At 36.5% G+C, this 21,322-nt stretch carries 20 protein-coding genes; 2 read left to right on the plus strand and 18 right to left on the minus strand.

Translation table 11 applies throughout. The annotated features are described in order from the left end of the window. Positions 1–36: 36 nt before the first annotated feature. From ACMZ42_RS00110 to ACMZ42_RS00130, 5 genes are read right to left on the minus strand one after another with little or no spacing between them, the layout of a single operon-like run. On the minus strand, positions 37–975 hold the full coding sequence (locus ACMZ42_RS00110) for an ABC transporter permease (RefSeq protein ID WP_415730140.1): 939 nt from the start codon (positions 973–975) through the stop codon (positions 37–39). Continuing rightward, positions 953–1,876 (minus strand): ABC transporter ATP-binding protein, encoded by a 924-nt coding sequence (locus ACMZ42_RS00115; protein ID WP_402869143.1) that lies wholly within the window; start codon positions 1,874–1,876, stop codon positions 953–955. The genes ACMZ42_RS00110 and ACMZ42_RS00115 overlap by 23 nt, the downstream gene beginning before the upstream one ends. Before the next feature lie 5 nt (positions 1,877–1,881). Next, positions 1,882–2,577: an ATP-binding cassette domain-containing protein gene (locus ACMZ42_RS00120; protein ID WP_415730141.1), complete on the minus strand. Its 696-nt coding sequence runs from the start codon at positions 2,575–2,577 to the stop codon at positions 1,882–1,884. A gap of 10 nt (positions 2,578–2,587) precedes the next feature. Next, a complete protein-coding gene (locus tag ACMZ42_RS00125) occupies positions 2,588–2,944 on the minus strand; it encodes a GntR family transcriptional regulator (protein WP_415730142.1) in 357 nt (118 codons plus the stop codon). Beyond that, positions 2,941–3,711 carry a hypothetical protein gene (locus tag ACMZ42_RS00130; protein WP_415730143.1) on the minus strand — a complete coding sequence of 257 codons (771 nt, stop codon included), beginning with the start codon at positions 3,709–3,711 and terminating at the stop codon, positions 2,941–2,943. Before ACMZ42_RS00130 ends, ACMZ42_RS00125 begins: the two co-directional genes overlap by 4 nt. A 404-nt stretch (positions 3,712–4,115) precedes the next feature. On the opposite strand from ACMZ42_RS00130, the gene ACMZ42_RS00135 reads away from it, so the two are divergent. Beyond that, positions 4,116–4,337: a hypothetical protein gene (locus ACMZ42_RS00135; RefSeq protein WP_415730144.1), complete on the plus strand. Its 222-nt coding sequence runs from the start codon at positions 4,116–4,118 to the stop codon at positions 4,335–4,337. Between the two features lie 69 nt (positions 4,338–4,406). On the opposite strand, the gene ACMZ42_RS00140 is transcribed toward ACMZ42_RS00135, so the two are convergent. The 11 genes from ACMZ42_RS00140 to ACMZ42_RS00190 form a co-directional block, all read right to left on the minus strand. Next, on the minus strand, positions 4,407–5,417 hold the full coding sequence (locus ACMZ42_RS00140) for a hypothetical protein (RefSeq protein ID WP_415730145.1): 1,011 nt from the start codon (positions 5,415–5,417) through the stop codon (positions 4,407–4,409). 48 nt (positions 5,418–5,465) lie between these two features. After that, positions 5,466–5,918 carry a hypothetical protein gene (locus ACMZ42_RS00145; protein WP_415730146.1) on the minus strand — a complete coding sequence of 151 codons (453 nt, stop codon included), beginning with the start codon at positions 5,916–5,918 and terminating at the stop codon, positions 5,466–5,468. A 686-nt stretch (positions 5,919–6,604) separates the two neighbouring features. After that, positions 6,605–8,155, minus strand: a complete 1,551-nt coding sequence (locus tag ACMZ42_RS00150; RefSeq protein ID WP_415730147.1) for a hydantoinase/oxoprolinase N-terminal domain-containing protein — start codon at positions 8,153–8,155, stop codon at positions 6,605–6,607. Continuing rightward, on the minus strand, positions 8,148–9,251 hold the full coding sequence (locus ACMZ42_RS00155; protein ID WP_415730148.1) for a DUF917 domain-containing protein: 1,104 nt from the start codon (positions 9,249–9,251) through the stop codon (positions 8,148–8,150). Before ACMZ42_RS00155 ends, ACMZ42_RS00150 begins: the two co-directional genes overlap by 8 nt. Next, the gene (locus ACMZ42_RS00160) at positions 9,248–10,516 is read right to left on the minus strand and encodes a cytosine permease (RefSeq protein ID WP_415730149.1); all 1,269 of its coding nucleotides are present in this window, start codon (positions 10,514–10,516) and stop codon (positions 9,248–9,250) included. The genes ACMZ42_RS00155 and ACMZ42_RS00160 overlap by 4 nt, the downstream gene beginning before the upstream one ends. A gap of 133 nt (positions 10,517–10,649) precedes the next feature. Continuing rightward, complete coding sequence (locus tag ACMZ42_RS00165; protein ID WP_415730150.1) at positions 10,650–12,251, minus strand: PucR family transcriptional regulator; 1,602 nt, start codon at positions 12,249–12,251, stop codon at positions 10,650–10,652. 252 nt (positions 12,252–12,503) lie between these two features. Then, positions 12,504–13,379, minus strand: a complete 876-nt coding sequence (locus ACMZ42_RS00170; protein ID WP_415730151.1) for a hypothetical protein — start codon at positions 13,377–13,379, stop codon at positions 12,504–12,506. A gap of 241 nt (positions 13,380–13,620) precedes the next feature. After that, positions 13,621–14,379, minus strand: coding sequence for an ABC transporter ATP-binding protein (locus ACMZ42_RS00175; protein ID WP_415730152.1), 759 nt, complete (start codon positions 14,377–14,379; stop codon positions 13,621–13,623). 3 nt (positions 14,380–14,382) lie between these two features. Next, positions 14,383–16,701: an ABC transporter permease gene (locus tag ACMZ42_RS00180; RefSeq protein ID WP_415730153.1), complete on the minus strand. Its 2,319-nt coding sequence runs from the start codon at positions 16,699–16,701 to the stop codon at positions 14,383–14,385. Next, positions 16,686–18,008, minus strand: coding sequence for an MFS transporter (locus ACMZ42_RS00185; RefSeq protein WP_415730420.1), 1,323 nt, complete (start codon positions 18,006–18,008; stop codon positions 16,686–16,688). The genes ACMZ42_RS00180 and ACMZ42_RS00185 overlap by 16 nt, the downstream gene beginning before the upstream one ends. Beyond that, entirely contained in the window at positions 17,977–18,624 is a 648-nt protein-coding gene (locus tag ACMZ42_RS00190) for a TetR/AcrR family transcriptional regulator (RefSeq protein ID WP_415730154.1), read from the minus strand. Before ACMZ42_RS00190 ends, ACMZ42_RS00185 begins: the two co-directional genes overlap by 32 nt. A gap of 220 nt (positions 18,625–18,844) precedes the next feature. Between ACMZ42_RS00190 and ACMZ42_RS00195 the strand changes: the two genes are divergently transcribed. Continuing rightward, the gene (locus ACMZ42_RS00195) at positions 18,845–19,711 is read left to right on the plus strand and encodes a pentapeptide repeat-containing protein (protein ID WP_415730155.1); all 867 of its coding nucleotides are present in this window, start codon (positions 18,845–18,847) and stop codon (positions 19,709–19,711) included. Between the two features lie 183 nt (positions 19,712–19,894). Here the strand turns inward: ACMZ42_RS00195 and ACMZ42_RS00200 are convergent, their stop codons facing one another. Then, positions 19,895–20,344, minus strand: coding sequence for a DUF1569 domain-containing protein (locus ACMZ42_RS00200; RefSeq protein ID WP_415730156.1), 450 nt, complete (start codon positions 20,342–20,344; stop codon positions 19,895–19,897). 313 nt (positions 20,345–20,657) lie between these two features. After that, positions 20,658–20,876, minus strand: coding sequence for a hypothetical protein (locus ACMZ42_RS00205; protein WP_415730157.1), 219 nt, complete (start codon positions 20,874–20,876; stop codon positions 20,658–20,660). Positions 20,877–21,322: the final 446 nt, after the last annotated feature.

Consider the following 21,322-nt stretch of genomic DNA (forward strand, 5'->3'; position numbering starts at 1 on the left):
AATTGAGGTGCAGTTCATGAAACAGCTAACGCCTTTTTATGCAGTTACATCGCGTTTCGTAAAGGACATATAGCTGATCACAAGGAAAATTACAGCGTAAATCGCAAGAATTGTGAGTGAAAATGGCATTGTCATATCATCTACTATAAAATAGCCTTTTTCATACTGTGTTAAGTCTGAATGTGTTAGCCAAATATATTTAACGATTTCAAATCTGCTTAGGAACATCACAATCATTCCACCTGTAAAAGATAAGAACATCGTTAAGCCAATCGCTAAAGAGCTTGAACGGAAAACTGAGCCCACTAAGAAAGCGAACAATATTGACATGACAAAGTCTCCGCCAGAAAGTAAATAGTGGTAGGCTAAGTCATTCCATACTGCTTTTTCAACAACCTGACCATTGACCATTTCTAGCTCAACACCAGTTGAACCGCCAAATAGTATCAGTCCAACAAGAGCACTTACTACTACATTGACAACAAACAATAAGAGTCCGAATATGAAAGTTGTAAGTAATTTTGAAGTTAATATTTTTGCTCGCGAAACCGGACGTGTTAATAGCATTTTAATCGTACCAGTAGAGAATTCACTAGATACAATACTTGCTGCAGTAATAACTGTAAATAATGTCACTAAAGTCAGCATGCTACCTGTAAATGACATAAAGCTTGCTACGCTTAGATTTTCTTGAGACGGCACATCGTTTGCTATTCGATACTCAGAAATAGCAATTTGCTCCTCGAAGCGTTTTTTATCCTCTACCGATAAACCGTCTTCTTTCATCATCTCTTTATTATTATTAATAGCCTTCTGTTCACTTTCCTGCCACGTTATATCCTCTGTCGTTTTTGTTTCATAGTATTTCATCATAATACCAGGGCCAATAATAAAGAGGATTAATAGCGCGACCATTACCCAAGTACCCTTTTTATGCCATAATTTCATCCATTCATTTTGAATTAGCTTCAGCAATTTGGCCACCTCCTGTCATTTCTAGGAATTGATCCTCTAACGTTTTTTGATGTGGTTGGACGGCAAATAATTGAATTCCTTCATTAACAAATTGTGAAATGAGTTTCGGTATATCCTCTTTCTTTATTTCCACTACATAACCATTATTTTCTGCAACAAAGTTGTAATCAAGTTTTTGTAGAAGTGCTGCAGCCTGATCATTTGGTGTAGCTTCAATATAATAAAACGAAGAAGTTTCAACGTTAATATCACGAATATCGATAAGTTTGCCATTTTGTATGACAGCTACTCGATCACACATTAACTCAATTTCGGATAATAAATGACTGGAAACAAAAACAGATACTCCATCCTCCGCCGCAATTTTACGCAAATACATACGAAATTCGCGGATACCTGCTGGATCCAGACCATTTGTTGGTTCATCTAAAATTAAAAACTTCGGTCGATGAAGTAGTGCCTGTGCAAGTCCTAAACGCTGACGCATTCCTAACGAATACGTTGACACCTTTTCATGAATGCGCTTTTCAAGACCAACTTGTTTAATGACCTCTTCAATACGCTCTTTTGTAACGTTTTTATGCATACGTGCAAAGTGCAGCAAGTTTTTATAGCCCGTCATAAATTTATACATTTCCGGATTTTCTACAATTACGCCGACCTTACTAATCGCTTCTTCATAATTGTCCTTTAGAGAAAGACCATCAATAATGACATTCCCCTCAGTTGGATGCATAAGCCCTGTCATCATACGAATTGTCGTCGTTTTCCCTGCTCCATTCGGTCCTAAAAATCCAGTAATTTGACCTGGATATAAATCGATATTCAATTGCTGAATCAATTGCTTACCACGAATGGTTTTTGATATATTTTGCAATTGAACAATTGGTTGTGTTGTCATTAATTTCACCCTTTCTTATAATACGCCTTCATCCATTGCACAGCATCCTTATTCGAGACATCTCGAATCGTTTCTACTTCCTCATGTGCAATAATCGAACCATTTTGCAATAAAATGATTTGATCTAAAATAGGCTCTACCTCATATAATTCATGCGTTGATAATAATATTGTTTGGTGTTCAATATCTGTAAATTGAATTAACCCTTTAATGAGCTGTTCACGAACAATAGGATCAAGACCAGAAAATGGCTCATCCATTAAATAATAGGGTACTTCTCGCCCAAGAGTTGCGGCCATTTTCATTCGACCACGGTTCCCCTTTGATAATTGCCGTAGTTTCACACTTTTATCAACCTGTAAAAACTCCGCAACAATACATGCCTTTTCGTACGAAAAATCTTCGAATTGAGAAGCATAATGCTGAAAAAGCTGCTCACCTGTGTAAAAATCAAAAAACAAATCAATATCTGTTAAATATGCAATTTTGTCAGCACTTCTGCGTGTAACAGGCGTTCCGTTTAGCAATACTTCACCACTTGATGGACGTAATAAACCTGCCAACACTTTTAATAGCGTCGACTTACCACTACCATTTTCTCCAACAAGCCCTATGATTTGTCCAACAGGAAAGGAAAAAGACACATCTTGTAAAATAGGCTTTTTCATATAACGAAAAGAAACATTCGATAACTGTAGCATTTATTTCACCTCACGATTTATTTTGTAAAACAACGAGCATCTCTTCTTTTGAAAATCCAAGTGCTTCAATGGAAGTTAAAAAGTGATCTGCTAATTGAGTTTTCATTTCTTCGCGTAAAAGCGCAATTCGCTCTTCATTAGTTGTAATAAATGTACCTTGACCTCGTTTAGTTTCCGTTATATTCATCGCTTCTAACTCCTTATACACCCGTTGCACAGTATTTACATTAACACCTGTTTCCACTGCATATTCTCGTACCGAAGGAAGTCGATCCCCTAGCACTAGCTTCCCTTTCAAAATGTCCCCACATATCCTATCTACTAGCTGACTATAAATGGGCTTATCACGTGAAAAGTCGATTGTCATCGTAAAACCACCTTTTCAAGCCACTTTGTCGCTATGAAAAATAGGATTGCTACCAAAATAAAAGTTGCTACTTCATCTACGATATACATTGTGCTCAAACTTAAATTCATTGTTGGTGACTTCGGGAAAAATTGTTCCAGACCCGTTAATGAAATACCCATACGATGGAAAATATTATCATATAACTCACTTTTTGTAAATTCTAACCATAAATTCAAACTGAAGAAAAAGGTAAACATAGTGATAACTACGGAAAAGTTACCAATAAAGTGTTTCATTTGGAGATTAAATGCAAAAAATAGTAGCACTATCACAAACATCATCAATTGGAAAATAACAATAATTGCCACGGTAAATATAAGCAATAAAAGTATTTGGGCGAAGTTGCCTATAATCCCATCTTTAACATTGTAAATAGCTATACTCACAAAGATAAAATTGAAGATAGCGTATCCTATTAAGGAGAATACAATTTTCACACCTACAAGCTGTGCAATGGAACTAGTTGAATGCAGCCAGATCTCTTTGGTCCTTAAGTCATTACGGATACTAACTAGATATTGTAATACCGAAAAAAAACCACCTAACATAAGTACTAATATCGAGAAGAAAAATGGCAGCTGGTTTTCCATCGTAAATTCATCACTAAAACGCCTAATTAAATATGGAACTACCATTGACAGCATGATCCCAATAAAAATCCCACCGAATAACCATGCCCTATAGAGCACCCATTCCTTTTTCAATAGCCCTACAAAATTTTTCAAAATAAACACCTCGTGTCATAGTGTACTAGCCAAATATTACACTATGACTTTTAACTTTGCAAGTATCAAAAGCAAAAAAAAGGAAGAACCTTTAAATTTTAGGCTTATTCCTTCATGTTGTAATGAATTTAATGTTAATAAAGTATGCATCTTTTGTAAGATTGGAGGTGATTTCCTGAGGAGGCAAGTCTTCACTCCAATCAACTATCCCCATGACAGACGTTTTAACAAAACGTCATCCTACTTTACACTTTCACGTTTTATCACCCAACTTTTTAGATTTATCTACTAACTTTTGCATTTTATCACCCAACTTTTTAAATTTATCGACTAACTTTTGCGTTTTATCACCCAACTTCTGAATTTTATCGACATCCGTGACTGGGCGCTTTCCTGGGGGCATCGTGGCAACTTGTGCGAAAGCGGAGCGGCAGCAACAAGATGTTTTTTGTGCGAAAGCGGAGCGGCAGCAACAAGATGTTTTTTGTGCGAAAGCGGAGCGGCAGCAACAGCAGGATGTTGATCACGAAGGCGTTATCACTGGACGTGATGTTTTTAGCCTTCGTTCCTCTATTGCTGATCCCCAAGGAGTCGCCCAGTCTTTATTCCAATCTCACATTGTATAGGCATTAACTCCGTGCAAATGAAAAAATAAATAACTTCTTCAAGAAAGTCCTTATATATTTTATCGTGATTTATTCTACCTCTATCGTAAATCTATAAGCTGTGTCTAATGGAGAGAAACTCATTTCGTCCATTACATTAGTAGAGTTTGGAATAATGATTGCTGAATATTCATATAAACCTTCTTCATTAGGTACTTTTACAGAAAAAGTTCCATAATCTACTTTTTCTGAATCATTTTCTAACAATAAATAATCATCATTATTCATCTTAACTTGCTTCCAATCAATCATAGAAATAATCAAATAATCTTGTATATCTATATCATATTTCCCTGAATAATATGCTAGTTTTAAATATTCTCCTTTTTTTGCTTTAATAGAATATGGAGGGAATAATACTTCTTTTGATTTTTTGAAATCATTATTAATCATCAACCCTTGAAACTGTAAATCAAGTTTATCTAAAGGCTGTTGATATTCTTTAGTCAATGTTTTTTGCATATTGTATTTTTTGTTTCCTTCAAAATAAATTGTATATGGTAATGTCATTCCATACGAATTAGTCATAGCTTTAATTGTTTTAGCATTTTTTTCAGGTGATGCATAAATTGCAACAATTAATTTATGGATTTTATTATCTTTGTTTAAATTTTGATCTAAAGAAAAAATAATATCTATTGATTTACCAGTTTCTAAATCAAACACATAGGAACTAGCGTAATGATCTTTTTCAACAGAAAACTTAGTTTCTTTAAAGTCATAAAATACTTTCAATATATATTTACCACTATTTCCTCTATTTTTAAAATTTACTTCTAATAAATCCTGTGGATTTTTCATTAATATTTGACCATTCTCTTGACTTTCCTGATCAATTATTAAACTATTCACCCCCATGCCATATCCAGCACCTAAAGACAAATCCTCTTGAGGTAAACTGGAAACTTTGAAATTTTCTCGTGTTTCTTCTTTTATACTTTCATCTCCAAAAAGAATAAACCCTATATACCCTGCAAGTAATAAAATTATAAACGAGAAGAAGAATATGCTTTTTCTACTTTTGAATGGATATTTTTTCATAAAAGCATCTCCTAAAAAGTACAGACTATTCTGTACTTTATAATTTAATTAAAATGAAACTTGTGTTTGTGCTTTTTCCCAATCACTACTTTTATATTTTTTAATTTGATGATATCCAAAGAAAGTAGTTTTCTCAGTTAAAGCTACTAGCTTGGATGTAGAAATCTTATTAGTATTTGATAAAGTGTGCCATCCTGACGTGCTAGTGCTTGTACCATTATTGTTACTATCAACTTTGGCTTTAACTGTTACAGCTGTACCACTATTCACAGTAGTAGAAGCAATTGTTCTAGGCTTTAAACCAAAAGGATTACTCCCTTCAAGATGCCCTTTTCCACTTGATGCTCTAACGCTTAAACCCTCAGCTGTTAAAAAGGAATCATCAGACAATGTAATTTCCGGTCCTTCAACAGAATCGTCAATTGGTTCTGAAAAATCTTCAGAAGCCACAGGGGAAGTTAATAAACTAAAACTCAAAATAGAAGATGCGATAATCGACATTGTAAATTCCCCCCTTTCTTTAAATATACTTTAGTTAATCAGAATTTGAATTTCCAAGTTACATTGCAGACGTAATATTTGTACTTGGAGTCCCTATTGCAATGTAATGTTCTTATTTGCAGTAATATTTGGACGCGTCTTTTTTTTACTTAATCCATATTCTGTGTTCTTTTCTATATGGATATAATTCCTAATTTAAAAATATTAACCTGATATTACCTCTTTCTTTACTTTTCCCGGGTATCCTAGTAGCTTATCATTAGCTATAAATGTTTCAAAATCAAGTTTTGTCGTAAACAGAGCGAAAATTGACAGAAATCAGAATTCAACTAGTTATGCTAGTAGCATATCGTTAGCTATAAGTGTTTCAAAATCAAGTTTTGTTGAAAACTGAACAAAACTTGAAAAAAATCAAAAAAATACGGTTTACTTCCGAAAAAGCAAAATTTCTAAGAAGTTACTACTCAAAAAGCAGTATATATTTTTAGCATATTTGTTTCCGTCTGAGTTTTTTGGCTTATACAGAATTTTGTACAAGAGGAAACCCGTAAAGAAGTTACAAAAATGATTAGTTATTTTATAAAAAAGCAGTAACGACAAGAATTTGTTCCTTGTCGTTACTGCCTAATTCTTTATATTATTATCATCGATTTTGACAGAAAATTATCTAACAAAATGAAGAAAGACTAGCCCATTTTCCCTACCACTTTAACTTTTAATCTTGTTGCATTTTCTGGGTGATAAGCAAGGGGCGTTTCTTCTACTTCCACTAATTCAATCGTCTCAGAAAGGGCTCCAGCTAACACAGCTTGTTTCACTGCTTTTTCTTGAGCATCTTTCAGAGAAATTTCACGAGGCTCTCTAGAATAAATATAAATCTGTTCATATTGACCACTAATTTGAGCAATAGAGGCACCAATCGCATTTGCAACAGTCCCATTTTCAAACTTAACTATATTGGAGACCCCTCGAAGAGTATCCGGAACAATAATACTGCCTCCACCGACTAATACAAGCTGAACATCTTCTGATGAAGTTTTCATTTTATCGATGGCTTGCTCAATTAAAGATGATATTTCTACTTGAGCTTCTTTCGCAAACGCTTCATCAATATGCGCTACTAAGCTACGATCACCAACATCAGCTAACCCGAGGCGAACAGCAATGTCTGTTGTCGTAAGAGTGTTCCCTCCAAAAACAAGTGCTTCTTCAGCAATTTTGTACCCAACACTATCAGGTCCAACGGTAATTTCTCCGTTATTTACTCGGACAATACTGCCTCCACCTAGGCCAACAGAAATAATATCTGGCATTCTAAAATTTGTACGTATATCCCCTACTTCAACCGCTACAGAAGACTCCCTTGGAAATCCATCCTGTAAAACCCCAATATCAGAGGTCGTTCCGCCAACATCCAATACCATCGTATCTTTGATTTTTGCTAAATATGAAGCACCTCGTATGCTGTTCGTCGGTCCACATGCAATCGTTAGAATCGGGAATTGTTTAGCATAATCAATTGACATTAATGTTCCATCGTTTTGACATAAATAGACTTTGGCATTGAAAATCCCTTCACCTTCTAATGCATGAACAAAGCCCGTCGTTGTCGTTTCAATTACTTTGCATAAGGCCGCATTTAAAATAGTTGCATTTTCACGTTCAATTAAACCGACTGAGCCAATCAACGACGAGCAAGAAACAGGGAATTCTTCTCCATAAATATCTTGGATCAGATTGCGTACTCTAAATTCTTGATCATTCTTAATGGAAGAAAAAACGCCAACAATCGCTATTGACTCTACCTGATCACGCCAGTTCTCGAGAAGCGTTTGAATTTCGCCTTCATCAAGCTCGCCTAAAAGTTGACCATCGTATTCATAACCACCATGGACTAAGGCATAATTGCCCGATAGTTTTTCAACCATATCTTTTGGCCAAGCAGTATATGGCAGCACAGAGGCAGTTGCCGGATATCCTAGACGTATTACTCCGACTTTCGCTAATTTTTTACGCTCTACAATGGCATTTGTACATTGCGTTGTTCCTAACATGGCATGCGTAATTTTCGTCTTATCAATGTTCGATTCTTGTAATAAGTTTCGTAAAGCCGTTTCAATGCCTGTTTTAATATCTAAACTAGTTGGGGATTTGACACTATGAACGAGATTGCTATTTTCATCTAAAATAATGGCATCCGTATTTGTCCCACCAACATCAATTCCAATCTTATACATGTTCGGCTACCACCTTTTTAACCAATTCCTCAATTGGAACATAATCGTAATCATAACCAAAATATTTGGGACCTGCTGTTTCAATCCCTTTATTAGTTCGCCATTTTTCATGAGCTGGCAATCCAATTACTCGGACACGCTTACCGTATTTTAAGCTTTCCGTTGTCACTGGCAATAAAGTTTCATAATCTACTAAACAAATTAAATCAGGAGTCATTGCGACAACTTGATCATTTTTTTCTGCAATAAGGTTTTCATTTTGAAAATGGACTTTCATGCTTTCGTTTTTATTGACTTCCATACCTTCCAGATTCATTTTTCCAAGGTTAAATCCACCCTTCGTTTCTCGAATAACATCGACAATTTTACCTTGAAATAATTCATAGCCAGAAACTAGCTGTAGCAATTCATGCAGTTTATCTTTCACATTTTTACTTTTTGAAGAAATAATTTCACCGATTTTTTCTGAAAGCGTAATGATATGATGGACTCCGCTCTGTTTAATCTGAGCTCCAGTCGTTGGGTACAAACTAATTAAAGAGCTAGCGCCCATTTCAACAGTTGCTGAGCGAGCTATGCGTTCCGTCCATTTATTATCAATAGTTTCAAAAATTCCGATATTTCCTTTTTCATCTGTAATAGCCATCGGTGTTGCAGAAATACCATCTAAATTAAATGTCACCATTTGCAATTCCGGAAATGCACGCCCCATTCCATCACAGTCAATGAGAGGGATATCCAGCTGTGCCGCTACTACAATCGGGATCATCGAATTTACGCCGCCCGCTTCCATTGGGTATGTTCCTGTAACCTTTTCTTTTCCAATATATTTCGCTAGCTTTTGAAAAACTTTAACAAACTCATCTCCTCGCGGAAATTTTTCAACTAAAACAGAAGGTGCCCCCATCATAGCTGCTGGAATGAAAAAGTCTTCATCTTCAATTTCATCGACGGAATACAATTTTGCTGGTCCATTTTTTTCAATGGCAGAAAGAGCCATCATTTTTCCGATATAAGGGTCCCCCCCTCCTCCTGTTCCTAAAAAAGCTGCTCCAATTGCAATATGTTCAATAGCTTCTTTATCTATATATCTCATCTATTCTCCTCCAATATGACAGTCTTTTGCATCGCTAGACGATAACCGAAATAATAAATAACAAATGAAATAACAATACCAATTAGTGGCTGATTCGGTAATTGCGGCATGCTAGGGAATAACGATAAAACAACTGGAATACTAGCAATCACTGCACCAACTAGCCACGAGAAAACTCCTAGTCGATTTACACCTTCAACTTCCTTCCAGCTTGTTTTATTCCCTTTATTCGTCACCCAATAAGAGACAATCATAACGCCCGCAACTGGAGGAATCATCGCTGATAAAATCGACATAATTGGTGTAAAGTAATTTAAAATACCGATCACGGCAAGTAAAGTCCCAATCGTTCCAGCTATGCCAATTGCCATTTTCTCTTTGTCCTTCGAAACGTTAAAAACATTAATTAAGGCGATTCCTCCTGATATTGCATTCACCAAATTGGTTTTCCATGTAGCTAAAATCAAAGCGATACCACCGATAAATGGAGTGACAATATTCAGAAAGACAGCAGTAATATCACTTGTTTGATAGGCGATTGTTAAAACTGCTCCTACGCCAATCATCAATACTCCAGCTGGAATAATCCCAAATGTTGCAGCTTTAAAAACATCTGATCGTTTTTCGGAAAATTGAGAATAATCACCCGCGATTACTGCCCCAAGTGCAAATGAACCAATCGTTATAGCTAGTCCATCCGAAAAACTCATGTTATTTTTAGGTTTGTAATCCAAGATAAGCTGTAGATTATCCCCAGATAAAGCTTGAACTAGACCTAGTATACAAATGACAATTAAGAATGGAACTGCAATATAACTTAAGACACGTAGCACTTTGATGCCGTAAACAGCTGAAATCACCATCACTAAACCACTAAGTAAAGAAGCTAATGGAATAGGTACATTCATATCATACTGTGCTAACAAATTAGCTAGCGCAACTCCGCAAACATTGGCTTGAATGCCAAACCAGCCTAAGCAAGCAATCGCCAAAATAATAGATAATATCGTCCGTGATCCTTTTTTACCAAACACTTGTCCTGCGACATGCACGGTTGGCTTTCCTAAATCACTACTTTGCATTCCTTGAAAAATCATGATGATTACTACAATTGTATAGCCAACCAAAGACACCGCTAATGCCTTCGTTAAACTCATACCAGAAATTAATGCATTCCCTACTAATAAGCTTGGTATACAAATCATTGCACCGGCCCAAATAATCCCTAGACTATACCAAGACTGACTTTGCCCATCTTTCCCCATATCGTCCCCTCCTTTTATTGTTAGTTCATTAATTAATGTTCTTTATTATAGAAGAAGTTAGGAACGTACGTCTTTTTCAAAAATGAAAAAAAAGTCTGAATTTTTATCTTTTTTGACAAAAATCCAGACTTTTCTAACCATTAATTAGGCGATAGATCATGCAAGCCATATAGACATCGTAAAATTCCGAATAAACCGTTACATCGTTGCCAATTAGTTCACTAATTTTTCTGATACGATACTTTACTGTATTTTTGTGAATGTATAAGTTTTTCCCACACTCATCAAAACTTCCATTTGCATCTAAAAGAAAAGCAATTAATGTATTTAGAGACTCTTTATCATTTAAAATGGGGTCAATAACTGACAGGTATTCTTCAATTATTTCTTCCCCTTGTTTACTTAAATCAATGGCGCGCTTCATCGATCGAAGTTCAGCTGCGGTAAACAATTTGCGCATTGGATAGATGATATGGACTTTCTTTCCTACTTGATTCACCAATTGATACATTTGACGAACAGCTTTAGTATTTTTCATTTTCGGAGAGTAAACGATTTCTGATATTTGAGAGTAGTAATTCGTCGTTTCAATAAACTCAGTAGCAATCTCAAATTCATGAAATTTATATAAGCCATTTCCTAAAAGAACAATAATACAATGATCAATACATTGAATCACTGTCGTTTGATAATACTTTGAAAGCTGTTCTTCCAGTTCGTCCCTAATTTTCTTCTCTTCTGATAAGTCGTTAATATACATTAACCACATCATTTGAATGGCAGATACATCGATATTTAGCATGTTAGCCAATCTTCGCATTTTTTCACTTTCATCATTAATAATCGCTTTTACTAAAGCATACTCACTAACTTCATCATGCTTGTCCCCCCATAAATTAATGGCCACTTGTACAACTTCACTAATTTTTTCAATGGTCTTTACTGGTAATGGCGTATTCTCTTTTAAAACAAACAGATGAAGTTGTTCTCCATTTTTTTGTTGAACACTTTTATATTCAACGACACACGATAAATCGCTTCTTTGAAATTCTAGTTTTCCCTTGTCCTTATTCAGATGACTTTGTGAAAATTCCTGTATTACATGCCAAACATCTAAAGAAGAATTTCTAGGCCACATTACTTGATTCACAATATCAAAATTATTGTTTGTCAGTACAATGTTAGCTTTCAGGCGATCAGATAGCATTTTCAATGTGATTTCTACACTTTGTAAATGCTCCGGTAGCAAGCTGACCTTTTCTAATGTTTCCTTCACAAAATGATCATTGACAGCCTGATTACTAACAATCGCTTCCATCACTTCGTAAATGACTTCATTATAGCGTAAAGAGTAATCATTTTTAGGCATACAAATAATAATAAAATCTTGTGAGTCTGCTAATTGCAGTACCTCCTCTGGAATCTCTGGCACAACAATTCCCACATAATATAAAATAAGACCCAATTCTCCAAGGTCATGCAAGTGTTGAATGGTTGCACATTGTTGTTCAACACTATCTCTAATTGAATAAAAAGAGCTAATGACTAGCTCTTCCGCATACCATTCTTCCTGAACTGATTGGATAATCGTAGATAAAAAATCGACATTTGATACTTCTAACACAGATAAAGATGAGACCGTACGATGAAGATTATTTTTTCCAGTTAATACTTCTGCCCCCCTAAAAGATGGCAATTGCAGTATATCTTTTACCGTTACCCCATTTTCCTTCACCACTTCTTCTTTTTATATTTGTTATGTGCTTTCTGGGATGTTTCCAATAGAAAAGCCTTGCTAAAAATACGGCATCGTATCCTTATGAAGAAGAATACCACATCCCCTGTTTTTGAAGAAGAGATAGGTAATATATCCGGTGTCATCGGCTATAACTTCAAACACGATTCTCAAATAATTGCTAACAACTTACTTTGAATCACATCTTACCGTTTTTTTTATCATTTGCTTCATATAAACTTCTACAATAAATTATTCTTTAGCGAAAAATTCGGGGTCAATTTGATCAATAACTGAAGTAACAGTATAAAATGATTCTATTTTCCTTTTGTCATCATATGTTAATTCCGTTTGACTATTTTTAATAAAAACTACCCAATCATTTTCTATCTCACTTATGTTCTTTCCGTATATTTCCTCTATTTTTTTAGCCAAGTCCTCTTCATTGTATATTTGTTCAAACTTTTCTAATCCATAAGTATCAATTAAATAAGTAATAAATGAAGCTGAATGAATATAGCTCATCCATTGAAGGGTGTACTCTTTTTGATTTGTAAGCGCTGGGCGAAAATAGGCATCGTCTTGATTCTGATCTATCAACTTGCTAATTGGTATGAATTTGTTTGCATCGATAAAGTACTTCATAATCTCATGGATATATGACTCATTTTTCCCATACTTTTCTGCCATATAAGTAGCAAAACCCTCTTGCGTAAAATAGCCCCTGCTTCCATCAAAATTGTTGCCATAACCAAGTAAGGAATGTGTCAGTTCATGGACAAGTGGATATTGATTTTCCTTAATGCCATATAGTTGAAGTTCTGATTTCAAACCCCATGACATTCCATTTCCTTCATTGAGAAATACATTTATTCTCTCGGAAGGGACATATGGAGTGTGAATTGAATTCTGAATTTCATCATAGGCATTAAGGAGTTCGTCTTTTATTGATTCTACTTTTTCTTGTGGAACCTTTATTTTATTAATAATCTCAAAGGTAATTTTCCCATCCGGTGTAACCACAATATTTTCATCATTTTTTCCTTTAGGAACAACTGAATCCTGAGTACAGGCTGTTATTAAGAATATGAATATAAATATAAGTAAGAAGCTTCTAAACTTAAACATATTACCTCCTTAAAAATCAGTATTTTCCAGTTAATACGAATTCCACATCCAAAAGTTTCATTTTTTTCAGAAAATAATGAGCTACAATAATTTGTTCGTACAACTAAAAGCAGAGGTTGGTTTGTAAACCAATTCCCCTGCTTTTCTCTAAAGCCAATCCTTTATTAGCAACTCGATACGTTACTACTCTAGAAGTCTTACATTTCCCATTGTTGGATACAGCGTTAGTTGATACAGCAACTCATATCCCTATTTCCCACATTTTCTCCGTTACTTTCTCTACTCTACCATCAATATTCATACCGTCGAACTTTGGAAGTTTCAACTCACTTACGATTTTTCCATCACGCATAAACATCACACGCTCCGTCCGCGCCGCTACTTTTGCATCGTGAGTGACAAGCATAATCGCTGTACCGCCCGCGTTAATTTCGGAAAAGATGTCCATGATCTCCTGTGCTGATTTTGAATTAAGAGCACCTGTAGGCTCATCGCCGAAGATGATTTTCGGGCTGTTCAAAAGTGCTCGGCAGATCCCTGCTCGCTGTAGCTGCCCTCCCGAAACTTGCGTAATGTCGCGCATTTCAAGCTCCTCAATGCCTACCCTCTTCATAAGTGCCCTTGCCTTCTCTGATATTTTTGCAACGTTTTTTCTGTTTTCGCGCATTGATGGAAGAATTATATTATCGAGAATATTTAGATTTTTAAGCATCGTTGGCTGCTGAAATACAAAGCCCATTTTAGTTCTACGTATATCTGAAAGTTCAACCTCTCCGACTGACGATAAATCATTGCCATCAAAAATAACCCTTCCGCCATCAACGCTGTCCATGCCGCTCAGTGCAAACATTAGCGTTGATTTTCCCGAGCCAGAGGGTCCCATTATCGCAACAAACTCACCCTCGTTTATGTCAACGGACGCTCCGTCGAGAACATTGCACTTTTCATCGCCCTCACCGAAAGATTTTACAATATGTTCACCGCTTATAATCTTCTTCATAAACTACTCCTTTATATTTTCGGATATTTTTATTTTCCCCGCGCCCGATGTACCAATTATTGTTGTGATCAGTACCGAGCATACCATCATTAACGGACAAATCACGTACGCCGAAAGTGGATTAATTGAAAAACTAAACGACGACGCCCCAAACGAGGAGATAATTGCGCCTGCAAGTACTTCTCCGAGAGTATTTGCTAGTAGAGTGCCAAGGACAATGCCGATCATTGATACAAATACCGCTCGCGAAGCAAACTGTATCGTAATATCCTTATTTGTAAAGCCTAATGCTTTCATGACGGCAATCGAATATCTGTCCTTTGCGACAAGCATTTTCATAAATAACAGTGTTACTAGTACCGTTATTACGAGTGCTATAGCAATGGCAGCAATGGATGCTTTGCCGACTGATTGTATAGTCGAGCCGAATGTTTGAGTTACAAATTCATCGATATTGGAAATCTTAGCGAAAGTAAATCTGTCCGCATACTCTGAGACTTTTTCATTAACAAGATATTTATCTGAAAGCTTCGCGCAAATCACGCTCCACATTATACCTTCCGAATTGTCGGTAAAAACAGCCTTTGCCGTTTTTCCGCCGTTCGTAATGTCGGAATAAATGCCACTGACCGTGAGCTTTGTCTCCTTCCCCTTCATCACGATCGTAATGACATCGCCGACTTTTTTGCTCATTTCATCAGCGTTCAAAGCCGAAAGTGCAATTTCGTTTTCTGCTGCGGGTGCTCTGCCCTCGGTATATTGAATTGGGAATATTGAATGGTCGCCGAGTTCGATTTTTATATTTTCTTCCGAACCGTCTTCCTTTTTGGTTTTGAATGTCTTAGTTGTAAGGATGGTATATTTTGAAATGGAACTATCACTGTTCATCGATTTTAAAATATCGGCAGATTTTTGGGATATATGATCAGTCTGCTGAATATCGATACGAATATCGTAGTTTCCAATACCCATATATTTAATGAAACTTGTTGAGGAAATCGTGTTGTAAAGGTTTTGTGGAACAATAATGATAAATGCTGAAATTACAAGTACTGCAAGCATAGTGGCGTAAAGTCTTTTCCTTGCAAGAACATCTTTGATACCAAGAAAAATATTCGTGTTAAGCAGTTTGTTTTCATTCAAACTAAAAAGCTTTGCGCCTGCGTTTTTTTCCTGTGAAGTGCCAAAACGGATTGCTTCTGCAGCAGATATTTTCCGAAAGCGTCTCAGCACCCCGCTTACATAGGCAATGATTGCGAGGAATACAAGCAGAATTCCGATTATTCCTAAAGCCGCAGCAAAGGAAGAGTTTTCACTTTCCCCCATATAAAGCCGGATATTTTCAAGAAGGATGCCTTTGAATAAGAACGAAAGTGCAAAACCGAGAATACTCCCCCCTGCTGCAATCGCTGTGTACTTCGCAAGATAAATTTTCTTAATGTCAGATAGACGTAGCCCTATTGCCTTCATAACACCAATTTCACGGTAATCGTCCTCAATTTTCGCAAGAAGTGTAAAGCGTATACACATAAATGCGATGGCAACGACGAGAACGCTTATAAGAAGAATAACCGCTATCATTATCCCGTCAGAAAATGCGTTAAGTGTTTTGAAAAGTGGATATGTAATCGTTGGTCCGTTCGCTTCAAGTCCTGCGGAGGCATAATCAGTTTCAAATTCACCGAGCGCAGATAAATCCTTTAATCTAAACTCAATCAAATATTCCATACTTCCATGGTCTTTTATTGCCGCGTAATCATTCGGACTGACTAGAAATCTTTTTGAAGAAGACAGCATAGAATTCATCTGTGAATCACGAAGGAAGCCCGCTACAGTAAATTCCTTTCCACCTATTACGGCTTTATCACCGACTCTAGTTGTGTTGTCCTTCATATAGTTAATTGGAACATAAAGCTCGCCATCGGATACGTTGATAATGTTTCCTTCAAGATCAAGAAGATAATCGAATTTTTCACTCTGTATGCTGAAACCATTGTCTTGCACATTATTCGCAAGCGAACTATCCCCTAAAATAATTTGCCCGTTATCCATATTGAGTAATTCAAGTACTTGAAATTCATCGACATCGCTATTTTGCTCCGCGAAATTCGCAAGCCGTACAGTATCAATATCCCCCGAGTGCATTTGCATAAAATGCGGAGTTTTCGCCTGATTCATAAGTGAATCAATCGCACCTGAAAGATTGATGATAAGTATCGCCGAGAGAGAAACGAGCATAGCCGCTGCGGCGACAAATATTGTTGTTGTCAGCGTTATCAGTTTGCTTTTAGAAATGTCATTCCGGATTATTCTGTAATACATACGTCACCTCTGTTTTCAAGCTTTTTAACTGACTTCAAGTTGAACAGAATGAATGAAGTAACACATAATAAAATGCCAGCAATTATGATGAGTAAGCCCATTCCTCTGCCTTGACCTGTACCAGTAATTTTCCCTACACTGTCGGCAAGCAATCCGCCGTCAACTAGCAAAGGGGTGAACACATAATCTGCAAGTATACCTGAGAGCGCATAGGCGACAACAAATCCAAGCTGTGAAATTACCCCGATAAGTGACCACGCTCTACCCTGAACGGCATTATCAATGTTAGTACGAACAAGAAAATCCAATGTTGAGTTTGCAAATGGCATCATGGCAAAAAAGAAAAAACCTGAAATGCAAATAAGTATTATATTTTCGCGAAGTCCGAATGCCGCCATAAATACTCCTTCAAAAAATAGCGAAAACGAAAGAATTTTCACATACCCTTTTTTGATTGGAAGAAATCCGATGATCACACTAGATACGAGCATCCCTGTAGCGACAAACGTTTCCACCGTTCCTATTACGGAGCTGCTCGTAAAAGTAAGCAACATCGGAATGGAAAGTGTTTCAATAATTCCAAGATAAAATGTCAGCACCGATGTCATGATGACAAGAACAAGCACCCCTCGGTTTTCAGAAACTGCACTCCATCCATCTTTGAATTCATGGATAAATGATTTTGTCTGTTCGTATTTCTTTGAAACAAGACCTCTCCGTACTGCAAGGGCTGAAGTAACGGTTACAAAAAATGTACAGATGTCGATGACAAGCAAAAGCTTTATATCCGAAACGGTTAGCAAAAATCCTGCAATGATGGGAGAAATCAAAAATTTTGCAGAACCCGCTACCTGGACTAAGCCACTTGCCTTTGTGTATTGTTCCTCGGTCAGTAAATCCGTAACCGTAGCCTTGTATGCGGGATCAAGCAGCGATGAAAACACCGAGCTTATTGTAACTCCCACACAAATCTGCCATAACAGTGCTTCCCCGCTAAGCATACAGATAAGAATATAAACAAGTCCTATCGCTGAAAGACTGTCGCCTAACACCATTAAAATTCTTCGGTCATAACGATCCGCAAGTACTCCTGCTACGGGGCTTAAAAGAAGTGATGGCATAAACGCAAGTAAGGTTACAAGTGCCATTGCCGATGCCTTTCCCGTCTGTTGGAAAACATAAATACCAAGCCCAAACGCTGTAAGCCCGCTTCCTATTGCTGAAATTAGTTGTCCTGACCATAGCAGAATAAATCTCCCGAATAACCCCTCTGAATTAACTGTTGTTTCTATTTTCTTCACCCCCACTGCCAAACATCTTCATCATGTACATAAGACTTCCGCTTTCGACACCGAGCAGTCTTTCTACGTTGAATATAAAAGCTGGTATACGTGCAGCACGTTCTTCATCTGTCAGATCTACCATATCATCATCAAAAACGGTATTCGTATAGGCCACAATCATTTCCATACATTCATACGGATACGGTGTACTAAATAGTCCTTGCTCAATACCCTCACGAATTATTTCCGTCAATATCGGTGGAAGACCATTAATGATAACCTTTTGTATTTTCTGATGCATAAGCGCGTTCTGAGGCTTATGTATATGGTCAATAATTTCCTTGCCGTTGCCGCCGCTTATGTTTAGTGCCATCACAACACGAACAATACGCTCGTGAACGGCTATGCTCTTATCTGCAGCAATTCCATTGGCTGCACCTAAAATTTGAGTATTATATCGATCAATAAGCGCGTCCATAATATCTTCCTTCGACTTGAAGTGATAATACAGCGTTCCCCGTGCAATTCCGACCTTTTCAAGAATATCGTTAGTACTTGTGCCATCAAAACCCTTCTGGCCGAAAAGCTCATCAGCCGCAACAAGTATTTCGTTTCTGCGCTCTATCGCTTCTTTTCTCATGTTTATTCCTCCTTAATAGACCGACTGTCTGTCGATAAAAATTATAGCATTTTACAATAAATTGTCAATGGGCTATTCCGATTTTGTAAAAAACTATCAATTTATTTCCTAAATATCTAGAGGTAAATAATAAATTTATCCATACAAAATTATCCTTATATGCATAATAAGTGATAGTATTAAATGTAAGAAGTTTATGTGTTAAGAGAGGTATACAATAATGTCTGAAGTACAAAAAATGGATTATACAATGGGGAAAAAAATACGTGAAAGTTTACAGGCAGATTGCCAAAGCTGTTTTGGTCTATGCTGCACGGCTTTAAATATTGCTGCTTCTAGCGACTTTGCCATTGATAAAGCAGCTGGGACACCTTGCCCTAATCTACAATCGGATTTTAGCTGTCAAATTCATAGTAAACTTAGAGATCAAGGGTTTAAAGGGTGTACAGTTTTTGATTGTTTAGGAGCAGGACAAAAGGTGTCACAAACAACCTTCCATGGACAAGACTGGCGACAACACCCTGAAATTTCTGAGAAAATGTATCGAGTCTTTCCGATTATGGAACAACTTTATGAAATGATCGCCTACGTAGCAGAGGCATTATCGTATACGGTTGATTCATTCCTATTTAATAAACTACATATGCAATTAGAACAACTACAGCGTGCAACTGAGCTAGAAGCAGATGCATTACTAGCAATAGATATTCCTAATTTCCGACTGCCAGTGAATGTTTTACTGTTAGAAACAAGTGAGCAAATTCGCCAAAACCTTATCGAGAAGATTAATGGAAAAAACGCTCGAAAGTATAACTATCGTGGAGTTGATTGGATTGGGAAGAATTTAAAAGGCAAGGATTTAAGAGCAACTGATCTTAGAGGAGCTTATTTAATTGCTACCAACCTACAAAATGTAGATTTAAGAGGTGTTGATTTTATAGGTGCGGATTTACGTGACGCAAATTTACGTGGCGCAGACCTTTCTAGCAGTATGTTTTTAACCCAAATGCAAATAAATTCAGCACAAGGCAATCACCAAACAAAATTACCCTCTCACCTGAAGCGTCCGTCTCATTGGGGTAACTAACTTCTAAGCAGCTCCCCCTCAGACTGAGAAAAACACTATTTTGTTTAGCTGCAGTTTCTATAAATCATGAAAAAGAGCAAATAGAAAAAGCGTGTTTTGAAAAAAGAATGATCAAAACATGCTTTTTCTATATTCAATTGAACCGTACTTGTCGCTACAGAAAACACTTGTTGCTGAAAGAAGTTAAACTCCAAACTGTTTAAAATGATGGTCAAGATGTTTGTATACGCATTTACCCCATTGCTCAGAAGTGAGTTTCCCAAAAAAAGGATGAGGATGAGTTGTGCACTTCTCTGGTCCGTTATTTTGGAATGTGATAATTTTTTGTTTAAGCTTTTCTTTTTCTGTCTCAAATTCTCTATCATCTGCAATCAAAATAGTTGGAATAGTAGACATATTATGAGGCAATGTCTTGTCATTGTAAACGATTTGTTTTGCAAACCTCCCTACTATTATTCCTAACCAACTCCTTGGTGGAAAAGAATTTCCCATTGCGATGTCCTGGAAAGATGAACAATGCGCTAGCATTTGGGCAACATCCATTTTTCCCCATTGCGGTTGTGAATTTGGACTCAATTTGTCGATACGTTTTAAAACTTCTGCTGTATGCATATGGTTAAAAATATTTTTCATTAGTTTGGATATCCCCTTTAAAGATGTACGGTATTTTAAACGGCTGACACCGCTATTTATAATAAGTTTGATTAAGAGTACAGAAATATTCAAAGCAGCTGTAGCACTTGTGAGATTTGATTCAATCATAACCACAGCTTTGACATGCAGCGCTCCATATGAAAATGTAGAGTTCCAGTAAGTGAGTGAACAACATAACAAAAGGACTTACGTGTATGAGTTGTAATACGCACAAGTCCCCTAGATTGTTGGAGCATTCATTATGAAAATTGTACTTAATGATTATACAATCCCTATTTCAGTAAAGCTACATCTATATATTATTAATTACGAATACATTCAGAACCCAACTAAGAATTGAAATGATAATAATACTCCATGCATTTTTCTTACGCTGTATTACACCTACAATTCCCATAATCACCCCTAATAATGGTGAAAATAGAATACCGATAATATACGCAAAAATATTGTAGGTTTGATAACTGTAGCTTTCGTTACTTTCATTACCGTATTTATTGTCACTATCCATCTCCATCCCCCCATATTCTTTTGGCCAACTTGATGTTGGTCACTGAGTCATGTGTTGATGTTGCTGTCGCTTCGCTTTCGCACAGATAAATTGCCACAGGACATGATGTTCTTGGACTAAGTTCAGCGGATGTCCAAACAACCACTAAAAGAAATTAAAACAATTGTAGCACGGGTCCAACTTTGAGTTAGCTACCGTAGCAATTTTATAAAGCCTATTCGAATAATAACTCAAAAAAGCTTATTCCTTCTTCCATTTATAGGGGATATTTGCCCAATCGTAAAATATATGAAAAAGGAAAATTAAAATTGAAACTCCAATAATTTGTCCCCATTGAATGTCACTACGAAATAACCATTGAAATATAATACATAGTATGAAAAAAATTAACGGATATTGTATATTTTTCTTTATGATTTTCACCATATTCATCCTCTCCATACAAT

The sequence above is a fragment of the Lysinibacillus sp. NPDC056185 genome (assembly GCF_047737915.1).
Taxonomy (GTDB): Bacteria; Bacillota; Bacilli; order Bacillales_A; family Planococcaceae; genus Lysinibacillus.